The sequence below is a fragment of the Streptomyces sp. NPDC060064 genome (assembly GCF_042736455.1).
Taxonomy (GTDB): Bacteria; Actinomycetota; Actinomycetes; order Streptomycetales; family Streptomycetaceae; genus Streptomyces.
On record NZ_JBHWWF010000035.1, the window covers coordinates 1 to 13,422 of the forward strand.

16 protein-coding genes are annotated in these 13,422 nt (G+C 68.4%); 2 read left to right on the forward strand and 14 right to left on the reverse strand.

Annotated elements, in window-relative coordinates:
* Nucleotides 1-118: 118 nt before the first annotated feature.
* Nucleotides 119-586 (reverse strand): RDD family protein, encoded by a 468-nt coding sequence (locus ACFWDI_RS32145; RefSeq protein WP_385309415.1) that lies wholly within the window; start codon nucleotides 584-586, stop codon nucleotides 119-121.
* A gap of 208 nt (nucleotides 587-794) precedes the next feature.
* Between ACFWDI_RS32145 and glnA the strand changes: the two genes are divergently transcribed.
* Nucleotides 795-2,204 carry a type I glutamate--ammonia ligase gene (gene glnA, locus ACFWDI_RS32150; protein ID WP_385309417.1) on the forward strand — a complete coding sequence of 470 codons (1,410 nt, stop codon included), beginning with the start codon at nucleotides 795-797 and terminating at the stop codon, nucleotides 2,202-2,204.
* 345 nt (nucleotides 2,205-2,549) lie between these two features.
* Nucleotides 2,550-2,876: a hypothetical protein gene (locus ACFWDI_RS32155; protein ID WP_385309419.1), complete on the forward strand. Its 327-nt coding sequence runs from the start codon at nucleotides 2,550-2,552 to the stop codon at nucleotides 2,874-2,876.
* Here the strand turns inward: ACFWDI_RS32155 and ACFWDI_RS32160 are convergent.
* The 13 genes from ACFWDI_RS32160 to ACFWDI_RS32220 form a co-directional block, all read right to left on the reverse strand.
* Nucleotides 2,837-4,165: a tyrosine-type recombinase/integrase gene (locus ACFWDI_RS32160; protein ID WP_385309421.1), complete on the reverse strand. Its 1,329-nt coding sequence runs from the start codon at nucleotides 4,163-4,165 to the stop codon at nucleotides 2,837-2,839. The genes ACFWDI_RS32155 and ACFWDI_RS32160 overlap by 40 nt on opposite strands.
* A gap of 2 nt (nucleotides 4,166-4,167) precedes the next feature.
* The gene (locus tag ACFWDI_RS32165; protein ID WP_385309422.1) at nucleotides 4,168-4,362 is read right to left on the reverse strand and encodes a helix-turn-helix transcriptional regulator; all 195 of its coding nucleotides are present in this window, start codon (nucleotides 4,360-4,362) and stop codon (nucleotides 4,168-4,170) included.
* Entirely contained in the window at nucleotides 4,346-6,235 is a 1,890-nt protein-coding gene (locus ACFWDI_RS32170) for an ATP-binding protein (protein WP_385309424.1), read from the reverse strand. The genes ACFWDI_RS32165 and ACFWDI_RS32170 overlap by 17 nt, the downstream gene beginning before the upstream one ends.
* Complete coding sequence (locus tag ACFWDI_RS32175; protein ID WP_385309426.1) at nucleotides 6,232-7,068, reverse strand: bifunctional DNA primase/polymerase; 837 nt, start codon at nucleotides 7,066-7,068, stop codon at nucleotides 6,232-6,234. Before ACFWDI_RS32175 ends, ACFWDI_RS32170 begins: the two co-directional genes overlap by 4 nt.
* 85 nt (nucleotides 7,069-7,153) lie before the next feature.
* A complete protein-coding gene (locus ACFWDI_RS32180) occupies nucleotides 7,154-7,612 on the reverse strand; it encodes a hypothetical protein (protein ID WP_385309428.1) in 459 nt (152 codons plus the stop codon).
* Nucleotides 7,613-7,632: 20 nt separating this feature from the next.
* Nucleotides 7,633-7,761 (reverse strand): hypothetical protein, encoded by a 129-nt coding sequence (locus tag ACFWDI_RS32185; RefSeq protein ID WP_385309429.1) that lies wholly within the window; start codon nucleotides 7,759-7,761, stop codon nucleotides 7,633-7,635.
* 3 nt (nucleotides 7,762-7,764) lie between these two features.
* Nucleotides 7,765-8,370, reverse strand: a complete 606-nt coding sequence (locus ACFWDI_RS32190) for a hypothetical protein (protein WP_385309431.1) — start codon at nucleotides 8,368-8,370, stop codon at nucleotides 7,765-7,767.
* A 12-nt stretch (nucleotides 8,371-8,382) separates the two neighbouring features.
* Complete coding sequence (locus ACFWDI_RS32195; RefSeq protein ID WP_385309433.1) at nucleotides 8,383-8,571, reverse strand: hypothetical protein; 189 nt, start codon at nucleotides 8,569-8,571, stop codon at nucleotides 8,383-8,385.
* Between the two features lie 157 nt (nucleotides 8,572-8,728).
* On the reverse strand, nucleotides 8,729-8,980 hold the full coding sequence (locus ACFWDI_RS32200; protein WP_385309435.1) for a hypothetical protein: 252 nt from the start codon (nucleotides 8,978-8,980) through the stop codon (nucleotides 8,729-8,731).
* A gap of 140 nt (nucleotides 8,981-9,120) precedes the next feature.
* A complete protein-coding gene (locus ACFWDI_RS32205) occupies nucleotides 9,121-11,346 on the reverse strand; it encodes a cell division protein FtsK (protein WP_385309436.1) in 2,226 nt (741 codons plus the stop codon).
* A 167-nt stretch (nucleotides 11,347-11,513) separates the two neighbouring features.
* Entirely contained in the window at nucleotides 11,514-12,545 is a 1,032-nt protein-coding gene (locus ACFWDI_RS32210; RefSeq protein WP_385309438.1) for a DUF2637 domain-containing protein, read from the reverse strand.
* On the reverse strand, nucleotides 12,542-13,075 hold the full coding sequence (locus ACFWDI_RS32215; protein WP_385309440.1) for a WhiB family transcriptional regulator: 534 nt from the start codon (nucleotides 13,073-13,075) through the stop codon (nucleotides 12,542-12,544). Before ACFWDI_RS32215 ends, ACFWDI_RS32210 begins: the two co-directional genes overlap by 4 nt.
* A complete protein-coding gene (locus ACFWDI_RS32220; RefSeq protein WP_385309442.1) occupies nucleotides 13,075-13,335 on the reverse strand; it encodes a hypothetical protein in 261 nt (86 codons plus the stop codon). The genes ACFWDI_RS32215 and ACFWDI_RS32220 overlap by 1 nt, the downstream gene beginning before the upstream one ends.
* Between the last annotated feature and the right edge of the window lie 87 nt (nucleotides 13,336-13,422).

Consider the following 13,422-nt stretch of genomic DNA (forward strand, 5'->3'; position numbering starts at 1 on the left):
CCCCTCGCCGGGACTCCTCCCCCCGCGCGGCGGGTGCCGCCGGTTCCGCCCCCCCCCCCCCCCCCCGCCTCTCTGCCTTGCCTGCCTTGCCTGCCTGTCTTCTTACTCGCTTCTGCCTCTAGATCCGCACCTGTACGGCGCGGGCGAGGCGGTCGTGCAGCCCGCGCCCGTCACGGTCCCAGATGAGCGCCGGGATCGCGATGGAGAGCAGCAGGCTCCGTACGAGAACCCGCACGATCCCCAGCCGCCCGCCGCCTTCGGCAACAACGCGCAGACCGAGGATCCGCTTGCCGGGGGTGAAGCCGACCGTGCCGACGGTCAGCACGCTGAGTACGAGGAAGATGCCGAGCCCCCAGTTTCCGACGGCCTGTCGGTCACCGTTGGCGAACAGCCCGTATGCGATCAGGAGGCAGAGCCCCCAGTCGATGAAGACGGCGCCGAACCGCCTCCCGAGGGGGGCGATGGAGCCGGGGCCCGCCTCCGGCAGGCCGAGCCGCTCGCCCCGGTGACCGAAGTCGGCGCCCATGTCCTCGGCCGCCGCGCGGGGCCCGGAGAGCCACGATCCGATTGCTTGCCTGTTGTCCACCCGTACACGGTACTGCGCCCGGTTTCACCCACCTGCGGTCGGGGTCTTGGCGCGACCCCGACCCCGGTCCGGTTAACTTCGGCGAAACAAATGGGTCATGCTTGAGAAATCCCGTCTACCTATGGTCGGGTCCAGCGTGTGCCACCGCACTGGCCGCACGACCGAGCTACAACCCCGCCCCTCCCGGGTCGGGAGTAGGAGGAGTTGGATGTTCCAGAACGCCGACGACGCGAAGAAGTTCATCGCCGACGAAGACGTAAAGTTCGTCGATGTCCGGTTCTGCGACCTGCCTGGTGTGATGCAGCACTTCACCATTCCGGCAAAGGCGTTCGACCCGGCCGAGGAGCTGGCCTTCGACGGCTCGTCGATCCGCGGCTTCCAGGCCATCCACGAGTCCGACATGGCGCTCCGCGCGGACCTGTCGACCGCCCGTGTCGACCCCTTCCGGCGCGACAAGACGGTCAACATCAACTTCTTCATCCACGACCCGATCACGGGCGAGCAGTACAGCCGCGACCCGCGCAACATCGCCAAGAAGGCCGAGGCGTACCTCGCCTCCACCGGCATCGCGGACACCGCGTACTTCGGTCCCGAGGCCGAGTTCTACGTCTTCGACAACGTCCGCTTCGAGACCAAGGCGAACGAGGCCTTCTACCACATCGACTCCGAGGCAGGCGCCTGGAACACCGGTGCGGTCGAGGACAACCGCGGCTACAAGGTCCGCTACAAGGGCGGCTACTTCCCGGCCCCGCCGGTCGACCACTTCGCCGACCTGCGCGCCGAGATCTCCCTGGAGCTGGAGGCGTCCGGCCTCCAGGTCGAGCGCCAGCACCACGAGGTGGGCACCGCCGGCCAGGCCGAGATCAACTACAAGTTCAACACGCTGCTCGCCGCGGCCGACGACCTGATGCTCTTCAAGTACATCGTGAAGAACGTCGCGTGGCGCAACGGCAAGACCGCGACCTTCATGCCGAAGCCGATCTTCGGCGACAACGGCTCGGGCATGCACGTCCACCAGTCCCTGTGGCAGGGCGGCGTCCCGCTGTTCTACGACGAGCAGGGTTACGCGGGCCTGTCGGACACCGCCCGCTACTACATCGGCGGCATCCTGAAGCACGCGCCGTCGCTGCTGGCGTTCACGAACCCGACGGTGAACTCGTACCACCGCCTGGTCCCCGGCTTCGAGGCCCCGGTCAACCTGGTCTACTCGCAGCGCAACCGCTCGGCGGCGATGCGTATCCCGATCACGGGCTCGAACCCGAAGGCCAAGCGCGTCGAGTTCCGCGCCCCGGACCCGTCGTCGAACCCGTACCTGGCGTTCTCGGCCCTGCTGCTCGCGGGCCTCGACGGCGTGAAGAACAAGATCGAGCCGGCGGAGCCGATCGACAAGGACCTCTACGAGCTGGCCCCGGACGAGCACGCGGGCGTCCCGCAGGTCCCGACCTCGCTCCCGGCGGTGCTCGAGGCGCTGGAGGCGGACAACGAGTACCTGCAGGCCGGTGGGGTCTTCACGTCCGACCTGATCGAGACGTGGATCGACTACAAGCGGACGCAGGAGATCGCCCCGATCCAGCTGCGGCCGCACCCGCACGAGTTCGAGCTGTACTACGACATCTAGAAAGACCCCAGGTCAGAGCGGGTTTTCGCTCGCCTGGGCCGTCTGTGGGCCGTCGGCCGTGCTCTTCCCTCTCCGGAAGGCATGGCCGACGGTCATTTGGTCCGGTGTTCGGGGGCTGGTGCCGTCGGCCGCCAGGCCCCACACTCCAACAACATGGGGGACGGTGGGCTGTGGATTGCAGGGCTGACGGGCGCCACGGCCGTGCTGGCGAGCTGGGTTACCAGCCGCGGGCATACACGAGCCGCACAGTTACAGGCTGAGATTGCAGTGGCAGCTCAGGAGGACGCTCGCCGGCGCGAAGTCCGACGAGCGTCCTATTTCGCCTACCTCGAGCAAGCTCACCTCATGGGCGTCGAGTACCGCCAAACGCCAAACATCCTGAACATTGAGGACCTGGAGCAGCGCCGTGTGCGGCTCGAAGAGCACAGAGCGCGCCTACGCGAGGTCTTCGGTGCCTTCCGCCACACCTGTCAGGTTGCTACCGTCCACGGTCTCAGCACCCGAGCGATAGACGCATGCAATGGTGTTTCGGCGGCGTCTAGAGCGGTCTACATGGGGCTGGGGGATATCACAGAGGGCATCAGAGACCCCTCAGCGTTCTATTCCGCTCTTGATGACTACTGGACAGCGGTCTACGAGCTCGGCGAAGCCGTGCGTCTTGAAGAGCCCTGAACGATGGAGCGAGGCATCCTGTCAGGAGGCGCAGCGTCTTTGCCAGTCTCGTCGGAGTCGCGGCTGTTCGTGGTGAAAGCCACGTCGATCGCCTTGCGGGCCCGATCCCTACTGTTTGGCATTAGATGCGTGTACGTTCGCAGCGTGAACCCCGGATCCGAGTGCCCGAGGTACTCAGCAAGTGCCTTTATGTTTTCCCCCGCGTCGAGCAAAACCGACGCGTAGTAGTGCCGCAGCGCGTGCATGCCGTGCTCGCGCGACTGCTTGAACCTCTTCCCCGGCATACGCGCCGGAATGACGCCAGCGGAGACGAGAGCGGGCTTCCACAGGTACATGTTGACGTAGTTTCGGTTCAGCGCCTTCCGCTCGCGCGAGTAGAAGATCAGCGTGACCGTGACGGGCGGTCCGTCCGGGGTCTTCCACGGCAATGTGACATCGGTGGGCGGGCGCTCCGTGATGTGCGCCGCGAGAGCGTACGACACGCTGTTGGGCAACGGCACGTCACGTAGCTTGCCGCTCTTGGGCGGCGCGAACACTAAGTGCGGGCCGACCATTTTGACCTGCCGGACGACGTGCACGACGCCCTCGAGGAAGTCGACCTCGTCAACGGCCAGCCCGAAAATCTCGCCCTGTCGCAGCCCGCAGCCTGCCCCCACGTCCACGGCAGTGGCGTACTGCGCCGGCAGACCAGACCGAACCGCGAGCACCCGTTCATGGGTCCATGGCTTCATCTTCCTGGCGTCCACTTTCGGCGCCCGCACCGAGCCGGCGCGACAGGGGTTCCGGGCGATGATGCCGTCATCGACGGCGGCGCCAAACACGGCGGAGACGTTGGCAAAGATGACGCGCTGGTACGACGATGCGATCCCGGAGTCTTTGAGGGCCCTGGCCCACGTGCGGAGGTGGCCAGGCTGAAAGGCGCTGAGAGAACGAGACCCGATGTGCGGAAAGGCGTGTAGCCGGAACCGCAGCTCCATGGCGACGATTGTGGACGCATCCGTTGTCTGCGATGCAAGCCATTGCGTGGCGAACTGCTGGAACGTCACCTTGCCGGCCGCCGGGTCGACATACTGCCCTCGGGTCAGATCAGCGGCGATCTGTGCCAACCACGATTCCGCGAGCCGCTTGTGCTTGTCGGGGAAGGAACGGCTCTTCTCGCTGCCGTCGGGGCCGATGTAGCGGGCGCGATAGCGCATCCCGCTACCGTGGCGCTCGCTCTTGATCCGGCGCGGCTTGCCGTCGGGCCCGGGCTCGGTCTTGTACCACCGGTCTTGGATATGGCCAGCCACGATCAGGAACGCTCGCTTTCAGTGAGGGACTTGATCCAGCGGTGAAGGGCATCGGGGTCGTATCGGAGGTGCTTGCCGACTCGAAATCCGGGCGGACCAGTGCGCTTGCGGCGCCACTGATAGACGGTCTCAATGGGGACGCCGAGCAACGCGGCGACGTCATGCGGCGTGAAGTAGCGCTCAGGCAGTACGGACATGCGGTCCTCCGTCGGTACTGGCCGGGGCGGGGTCGCAGCAGGGGTGAGAGGTCTCCCCCACGGCCGCTGCACTCGGGTCGAGCAGGGTCCTGCAAGTGACACAGAGCGTCACCGCCTGCGGGGTGTCACCAGAGAGAAGCTGCATTCCAGCGCCCGGAGCACCCGCAGCACCCGAAAGGGCAAGCTCGCCCTGCTCAGAGTCGGTACGCATTTCGGGTGTTGGCGAAGCCACAGCACCCGGTGCAGCGCCCGCAGCACCCGGGTTGGTGTGCTCGCCGGTGCTGCCGGGTGCTTTTCGGGTGCTGGCGCCCGCTCCAGCACCCGGGCGTTCATGCAGTTCAGCAATAGTCCCGGGTGCTGCGGGCGCTCCGGGTGCTGAAATGCGATGACTCTCTACTGACGTGATGCGGTAGAGCCGCGAACGGTTACCCTCCGTCTCCCTCCGGGTGTCGTCGACGTCGAAGCCGATCGCGCGTAATGCCGGTGCGAGGCGCTTGAGCTGTCCACCTGCTCGCGTGGCGTCCTTGGGCCATTTCCGCGGCAGCTTCTCCGGGGTGGCGATCTTTCCGAGGATGTCGGCTGCGGTCATGCAGACCCCGGCGGGGCCTGCCGCACGGACGAGGTCGACGACGGCTCGCGCGAACGGCTCGCCTTCGAGCACGTCGGCGACTGCGTCGGCGGCGGTGGCCCGGTAGGTGCCTTGGGTGTCCCAGCCGGTGACGTGGTCGACGGCGGCCAGGACGCGGGCGAAGTCGGCCATGCGCGGGCGGTGGGTGAGCTGGACTTCGGGAAGTACGCGCAGCACCTTCGCGAGCAGGTCGAAGAGCGAAGCGAGGATTCCGGCATGGGCGTCGCGATAGGCGCCGTCCAGTTCGGCTTCCTCGCGTCGGTTCCGGTCGGGGATGGTGTGCAGCTCGATGGTGAGCAGCCGTTCCGCGAGGTCGCCCGCGAGGGCGCCGGCATCGATGGTGGTCATGGCCAGCACCCGGCGGAATTCGAGGACGACGACGTCATCGTCGGTGTAGAGGGCGCGGTCGACGATGCCGTCACCGGTGACCGCTCGGCACAGGGCGTCGGAGAACCAGTCCGGGATGTACGAGACGTTGTCGATGCACAGCGCCCATGAGTTGAAGGCCTGTGTCGCCCACGACTTCACGTCGCGCGGTGCGGTGCGTTTCGGCGCCCCGGAAGGGTCAACGATGCCGATGACCATGGCGGCACCCTTGGACTTACCGGTTCCCTGTTCTCCGCGAAAGGTCAGGATCGGGTGCGGCAGATCCGGAATGAAGGAGGCGACCAGCCATGCAGTGAGGAGGTGGAATCCCTCGTCACTGGTGTTCATCAGGGCGCGCAGCTTGGCCAGTCCGTCGCCGTCACGTACTGGGGCCGGCAGTGCCTTCATTGCTCCGGAGCGGCGGAAGAGGACCGGGGAGCGAGGGCTTCGCTCCCAGCCGTCCGGGCCGATGAGGACGCAGCGGCCGTCGGGGGTGGCGAGGTCGACGACGATGTGGTCCTCGTGGCGGGCGGTGCGCAGTTGCGGGGTGCACGGGTCGGCGACTGCGGCAACGCCTTCGAGCACAGTCATAGCGTCAGCGAGGGCCGATTGTGAGGGGACGTTGCCGCCAGTGGCGTCGGTGTAGATCCGGGCAAGCTGAGAGCGCAGTCCGGCCTTCCCCCGCAGCGGAAGGGCAATGTTCGGTCCGCCTTTGGTGACGGCATAGGGGCGGCCGTCGTCGGACATGAAGACGTCGAAGCGCTGCCGGGCGAGGGCGACCAATTGGGACGCCTGCGACGGCCCCTTGCCGCCGTCCCTCGATTCCGGGTCGACGCCGTTCTGTGCCAGCAGGTCCTTGGCCTTGTCGTTGCTGGTCATCGGCCGCCCCGAATCCGGCGCTCGGCAGAGGCCACGGTGGCGCGGGCTTCGCTTTCCGCGAGGCCGACGCTGACCGCGGCGTCGACGAGGGCGGCGGCAATCCCGTCAGCGGCTTCCGCTCCGGTCTCGTATGCACGAAGGGCAGCCCAGTAGAGGCGGTTGTTCCGTTCGCCCTCGCCTGCGTCCAACACGGTCTTCACCAGTCCGACGGCACGGCGGCCGGGAGCCGATGAGGGGAGACGGACCGGTGGCGCGGCGGGCCTGGTGGTCAGGGCGTCGGCGAGCCAGCCGGGCAGAGCTACGGGATCGGTGTCGCGGAGGGTGGCATAGGAACGGCCGTCGACGACGCTGCCGGCGGCAACGACGTATCCGCCGGACGCGCGGGTATCGATCTTCCATCCCAGCTTGCCGCCCGTGTTTCGCAGCTCCCGGCCGACGGGCGCGCGGAAGTACAGATGGGTGCCGCCTCGTCCGGTGCGGACGGTGAAAGTTCCGTCGGGATACGGCTGCTTAAGGCGCTCGGACACGACCGCGAGCACGTCGCTTCCCTCCGCGATGCCCGGCATTGCCCAGTCCGCCGGCGGGACATCGTCCGGACCTTTGGGGGTGTCGAGGTCGACTACGACAAGCCGGGAAGGACCGGTGGCCAGACCGACGTTGAACGGTCCGGCATGCCAGCAACGGGCAATTCGTTCGGCGTCGGTGGTGGCGCGGTCCTGCCAAGCACGGACGGCAGGGCGCTTGCTTCCAGGGATGAGCGGGAAGACGTGCCAGCCGCGGGCAGCGGCGAGAAGCGCTGCCCTGAGCTGTCGGTCGGGGGCGAGCTGGGGCATTCTGGTGGTCTCCTGTTTCGTGATCGGGACTGGAGAGCCGGGGCGGGTGGGTTTCCTTGGCCGGAGACACCCGCCCCGGGCCTCGTTACTGGTGCCGGCGCCAGTCCGCGTAGGCGTTGCGGACGTAACTACGCGGGTCACTGTCGTAGCCGGTCGCCCTGTCGAGGTCGATGAGCCGGCGGGCTGCATCTGCGGCCACTTCGGCCGCGTCGCTCCGGATTCCCTGGTCACAGTCGACGAGCGCGATGCGGTCCAGCACCGCGGCCTTGCGCAGCCAGAACTCCCGAGCCATCTGCCGACCGAACTGGCGGGACGCGGCCTCGTTGGCGGTCCAGCCGATCTCGCTGACGATGCTCGGGGCGAGGGCGTAGGCGTTGTGCGGCGTCAGCGGCTGGGGACGCTGGTCGGCGACGGCGTACAGCCGGACCTTGTGGCTGTTGCGGGTCGGGAGCTGTCGGACCGCTCCGAGGATGAACGTCTCCGCCAAGCCCTTCGTGATCTCGGGGACGTCGACTTCGTGGCAGATGACGCGGATGTCGAACATGGCTCTCCTTTGTGGGACTGCTAGTCGCAGGTGCAGGGCGGCAGGTCGCCGCGGCCGGTGTCGCCGCACAGGCAGCAGTGCGGGTACGGGTATGGCTCGCTGTCATCGCCGGGGGCGCACAGCTCGCAGTCGATGAAGCCCTCGTCCATGGGTCAGTGCTCCTTGTGGCTTGTGGTGGGCAGTTCGGGCAGTCCGGCCCGGGTGAGCGCGGCGAGGTCGAAGCCCGGCAGGGCGGCGCGGGCGGTGAGGGCCTGGGCGAGCGCTTCGGCGTAGGCAGTGCCTTCGCGGGCCACCTCGATCTGGGTCCGGCCGCGGATGGTCTCCACGCGCTCGATGTGCGCGTGTTCCTCGCGCCGCACGGTGGTGTGCCGCTCGTACGCGACGCTCTCGCGGCGGTCGGTGCGCCAGTAGCGGGCCGCGAGCCCGTAGGCGATCGCGGTCGCGAGCGCCCACAGCAGCAGCGGGAGTGAGATGCCGTCGGCGTATCCCGCGACGCCTGCCAGGGCGAGCCCGCCGGATGCGGCGAACGCCGTTCCCGCGAGCACTCCGTCACCGTTGCGGCCCGCGGCGGCGAAAGCGCCGGCTGCCGCGGCACTGGTGGCGAGCACCACCATGAGGGCGGCGTTGCCCACGCTGTGTTCGGACCCGTTGGCGTTCCAGATCCGGCCGAAGACGAGCACAGTCGACGTGGCGAGCGCGGGCGCGGCTTTCGGCAGGGCGAGGGCGAGTGTGTGGCGGGCGGTGATGGGTTCCTTCATGGCGGTGCCTCCCTACAGGTTGGGGATGGCGTTGATGACAGCGGCGGTGAGTTCGTTGATGGGCCCGGACGCGCCGGTGGAGGCGAGGAAGAACCCGAACATCGCGGCGACGAACGCGGAGCCGTAGCCGAGGGTCTTGGAGCGCAGGAGGAAGAACAGGACCAGTCCGAACAGCAGGACCAGGGAGACGGTCACGGCCATGTGGGGCCTCCAGCCAGGGAGTTGTATGGCGATAGGGTTCGGTGCAACACACGCCTTTGGGCGGTGTTTCGAGTGGGACCGGCGACCGCGCCAACCTGTCGTCAGCTAGACGAGGGGTCCGCCTCATGGCGGGCGGTCGCCGGTGTCCGTTCGTGGGTCAGCGGGTGCCTTGGCGGTAGGTGTGTGAGGCGCGGTTGTAGAGCCAGCGGCCGATGCGTATCCGCTTGCCGTGGCCTCTGCAGCGACGGCAGGTCTTGCCGCGCTTGGGCCGTCCCTTGCGATCGGCGGTGGTGGCGAAGCCGAAGCCGTTGCACCTGCGGCAGGTCCCGAACGGCGACGCCGCACACACCGATATGTAACCAAGGGTGACGATCAGCAGGCATGCGATAGCGAGCAGGGCAGGGGTCATGAGGGGCCCTCCCAGGCAGGTTTTGGTGTTGTTACAGGTGGGCCGCTAGCGACTCGTGTCCTGATCAGGTGCTATGCGAGCCGCTAGCGGGACCTCTAGCGCTAGAGGGTCTGACCCCTAGCGCTAGAGACACTTGACCCTCACCCCGCGCCCCAGTTGCGGTCACGGTCCGCAATCACCGTGGCGATGTGGGCGCGCTCGAAGCCGGTCCGGTTAACGGTCTTGCCCTTGATCCGGCGGGCCACCTGCCCGGTGGTGATGCCGTAGGGCTTGAGCGCGGTGGTGAGCTGCCGCGCCTTGTCCGCCGGTGCCATCTCGGCCCACGGGCCGTAGGTCTCCGGCCGCAACTCGGCGAGGCGGTCCACCGTGACGTCGTTCCACGGCTTGGCCTCGTCCGCCGGGATGATGGCGAGGATGTCCTGGAGCAGGGTGTCCGCCGCTGCCCGGCGCTCCGGCTCGATGCCGGCGGCGAGCCCGGTCAGAGTTCCGGCCTCCTGGCGGGCTTTGCGGGCGCGGTCACAGATCCGGTCGGCGGTCGGGCCGTCGATGTAGTAGGTGCGCACGATCTGCGGGTCGTCCGCGGCTCCGACCAGGTAGCCGATGCCCTTGTCGGACTTGGTGAACGACGTTGCCCGGATGCCGTTCTTGTAGGTCGAGGTCCCCAGGATCATGTCGTTCTCCATCTGGCCCATGACCCGCAGGCAGAACCGCGTCCCGACGTTCGCGCTGATCGCGGTGGGCAGCGACTCCTTGTCCGGCCGCTGCGTCGCGAGCAGAAGGATCACCCCAAGCGCCCGACCGCGCTTGATGATGGCCGTGCACAGCGTCCCGGCTTCCTTGCCGTACTTCTCGTGACTGAACAGTTCCTGGCACTCATCGATCGCGAGCACCAGCGGGTGCAGCCTGAGGGAGCGGTTCGCGGCGAGGGACGGGGTGACCTTGTTCTCGGGGCACTTGTCCTTGGGCAGGGAGCTGATGACTTTCGCCCGGCGCTCCAGGTCCTTGTGGACGTAGCGGATCGAGTCCAGCGCGGCGGCGCACGTCTCGTCGTCCGGTCCCGAGCCGTAGTCGGCGGCAACCTTCTTGCCGACCGACTCCAGGTCGCCGGTGCCTTTCAGCTCCCAGATCAGCAGCTCAGCCAGCACGTCCAGGGCGGCGGCCAGCAGCGGAGTGCGCAAGGAGAACGTCTTACCCATGCCGGGCATCGCGCCGATGAGGACGTTGTCGTACATCAGCGCCACGTCAACGTTCCGGCCCCGCTGGTCGGTGCCGAACGGCAACGGCTTGAACAGCGACGCGCTGCCGCCCTTGGCCAGCGGCCAAGCCGGGGGCTTGACCTTGTTCAGCGCCTTGTCTCCGACCCAGAGCATCATCCGGCCGGCGTGCTCGTCAGCGACCGGCTCGGGCCACACACAGCCCAGCGGGCGGCGCAGGCCGGACGCAAGCTTCTCGCGCCGGTCCAGGATGTCCGGCAGCGTCACCCCGTACGGGAGATCCACGTCAGCGCGCCAGCCGGGACCGTCGCGGGTGATCGGGGCCGGGAACTTGAGGCCCTCCCCGCCCTTGCCCAGCGCCTTGTTGATCTCGGCGATACCGAGCGCACCCAGCGCGCGCTCCACAATCCCGGAGGTCAACCGCTCCACCTCGGTCGTCACGACCGCGCGGGAGATGAGGGGCTTGTCGGCCGGTGCGCCCAGGAAGCCGAGTCCGGCCGTCATCACGGCGAGCGCGATGACGGTCAGCCAGGTGGGGGCGAGTACATAGAGCACGAGTGCGAGGACCGGGCCGAGGATGATGCCGAGCAGCATCAGGATGCCGCGTAGCTTCACCCGGTTGTCGCGCTGGCGGGAGAGCTTGAGGTACTGCTCCACGTCCTCGCGGCGTGCGGCAACCTGCCGCAGCGGCTCGCCCTCGGTGTCGGCGACCCAGCGCATCGCCCCGCCCGTGAACTTGGCTGCCCCCGCAGGGGCTTGCAGGGCCAGGCGCAGGCAGTACCAGGGCAGCCGCACCGCGTGATACGTCGTGGTGTGCCAGGCAAACCCACCCAGCCAACCGAGGGCGTCAACAAATTCCGGCTTCGAGCGCGCCCACGCGGGGACCACATCGCGCCGCATGCCGCCACGGACCTTGTCCATCACACCCGGGCCGGCCGGGGCGGGGCCGTCGACCATGGCGGCCGACTCCCCCGGCTCGTCATCGGCCGAGTCGGCCGGGTCGGCCGACCAGTCGGGGGCGACAGTGGCCGCGGTACGGGCCGACCGGGCCTTGTCGAGGTCGACTACCTCGCCGCCCGCATCGGGCCCGGAGTCGGGTCCCCATGCGGCTTCGAGTCGCTGGAACAGTTCGTTCTCATCGTCGTGATTCACTGAACGTCCTTCCCGGACAGGTGGGGTTGGAAGGGGCCCGGACGGCGCTTTGGACGGCCGACCGTCCGGGCCCCACTTGGCGAGAATCGTGCGGGTCACACGCAACGCGCTGTTCCTCGGGCGGGCGCCGGTCTGCAGCCGGATGCCACAGCCGCTGACGGTCGAACTCACTCACTCCCGACGGGCACCAAGTGCAGGCCCTGCCGCTCCGCAGGCGCAGCGTGCGCTGCTCCGGCAGTGAGCAAGTCCTTGGCCTCGCGGATCCGCGCGCGGCACCAGGTCTCCCCGCGCCCCGACTCCTTGGCCAGCTCGCGCCACGCGACCTCATGACCCGCGCGCAGCCGCTCCGAGACCCACGTGCGGGCCTCGCCCTGCTCTTCGGGATCGCTGCCGCGTGCGGTGTGCGCGGCCGCCGTGCGGGCTGCCGCGACGTGCTTCACGCGCGGCTTGGCCTCGGACTTGACCGGCTTGGGCGCGGCCGGGGGGTTGTTCGGTGCGGCCTGCGGCTTCTCCAGGCTCACCGGCTCTGCCACGAGCTCCTCGGTCGGGGCGGCGGCGGGGGCGAGCTCACCGAGCTTGAGCAGGACTCGGGTGCGTCGCGACGTCTCGGAGCGCCACCGTCGGCCGTGTTGGTCGCGCAAGTCCGCGCGGGCGAGCTGACGCTCACGCTCGCGGTTCAGCGCGTCCGTGTACGAGGTGATCTCCCACAGCGTCATCCGGCGCCAGAGCGCGAAGGTGGAGGGGAAAGCCAGCAGCCAGCGCGAGCGCCGGATTTTCTCCATCCGTCGACCAGTCGCCACACCGATCCGGACCGCATACACATGCGCGGCGATCTCGGAGAGCACGACCCACAGCAGCGGCATCGTGCCGTGCGCGACCTTCGCGGACAGCGTGCGCCCGGCCGCGACGTTCAGCCAGCACGTCACCAGCGTCAGCATCCACGGAACGAACCGCACCCACCCCAAGGGCATGTTGACCCGGATGAGCAACAGGTTGGCAGCGGTGAACACCGGGATCGCAATGTCGATGCCGACCGGCAGCATCCACGGTGTGGCGAAGCCCCAGCGCGCGCCTGCCGCTGACACTGCCTCGAACGACGATGCCAGTCCCAGTACTCCGACTGCGGCCGCCGTCACGGCGACCGTGCCGAGAAGAACCTTCTCCGGCTTCGCCAGTGCCGGCGCCTCGTGCCGCGTCATGCCGCCGCCCCCTTGGTCGAACCTGTGGAGCGCAGACGACGGTCAGCTTCAGTGTTGGCGAACCGGCACGGGTCGCACGGCTTCTCGTTCTGCCGCAGGTGTCGCTGATAGCCGCCTCGAGTACCGCACTTGGCGGGCTCCCACTTCGGCTTGATCTGCCGTAGGGCCGGGGCCGACTCGCTCGCGTCATCGACCAGAGCCGGCCTTCGAGTGCCCCAGTAGATCGCGTGTCGCTCCTCAGGGCTCTTGCCGCCGCGGATCCCGAAACGGTTGGCGTGACCGGCACTGCCCTCGCTCGCGAGGGCATCGGTCAGGCAGGCTTCCACCACCGGGCACTGTGCGCAGATCTCCCGCGCCAGGGCCGCGGTAGGCCGGTCGCCCCGCTCGGGGAAGAACAGCTCAGGCTCGATGCCCTTGCACAGCGCGGCCGCGAGCCCCGGATCCGGAGCCAGCTCGAATCCAAGCTCCCAGGCGCCAGGCGTCCGGCCCGTCAGATGCCCATTGCGCGTACCGGCGATCAGCCCACTCATCAGGCCACCGCCTTCACACACCGCGCCTGACGGCCGCGCAGCAGCGACTGCGCCAGCGCGGCAACACCCGCCGTGAGCTCGTCCGACTCCCCCGCCTCGACAAGTTCGGCGAGAACTTCCCGAGCGACCGCCAGCCGAACGCGCCGTTCCGAGCGCGATTCACCGGGAGAGCCTGCGAACAGCTCAACGTCTAAGCCGAGCGACAGCTCGGCGAAGTCATGGGCCGATAAGGCCACATGACCAGCAATGAATGACTTCATCAGTGCTCCTGCGCTTGATCGGGACAGGACTCGATGCCGCGGCCGGGTTCTCTTTGGCCGGAGACGACCGCGCTAGAACTAGGTTGC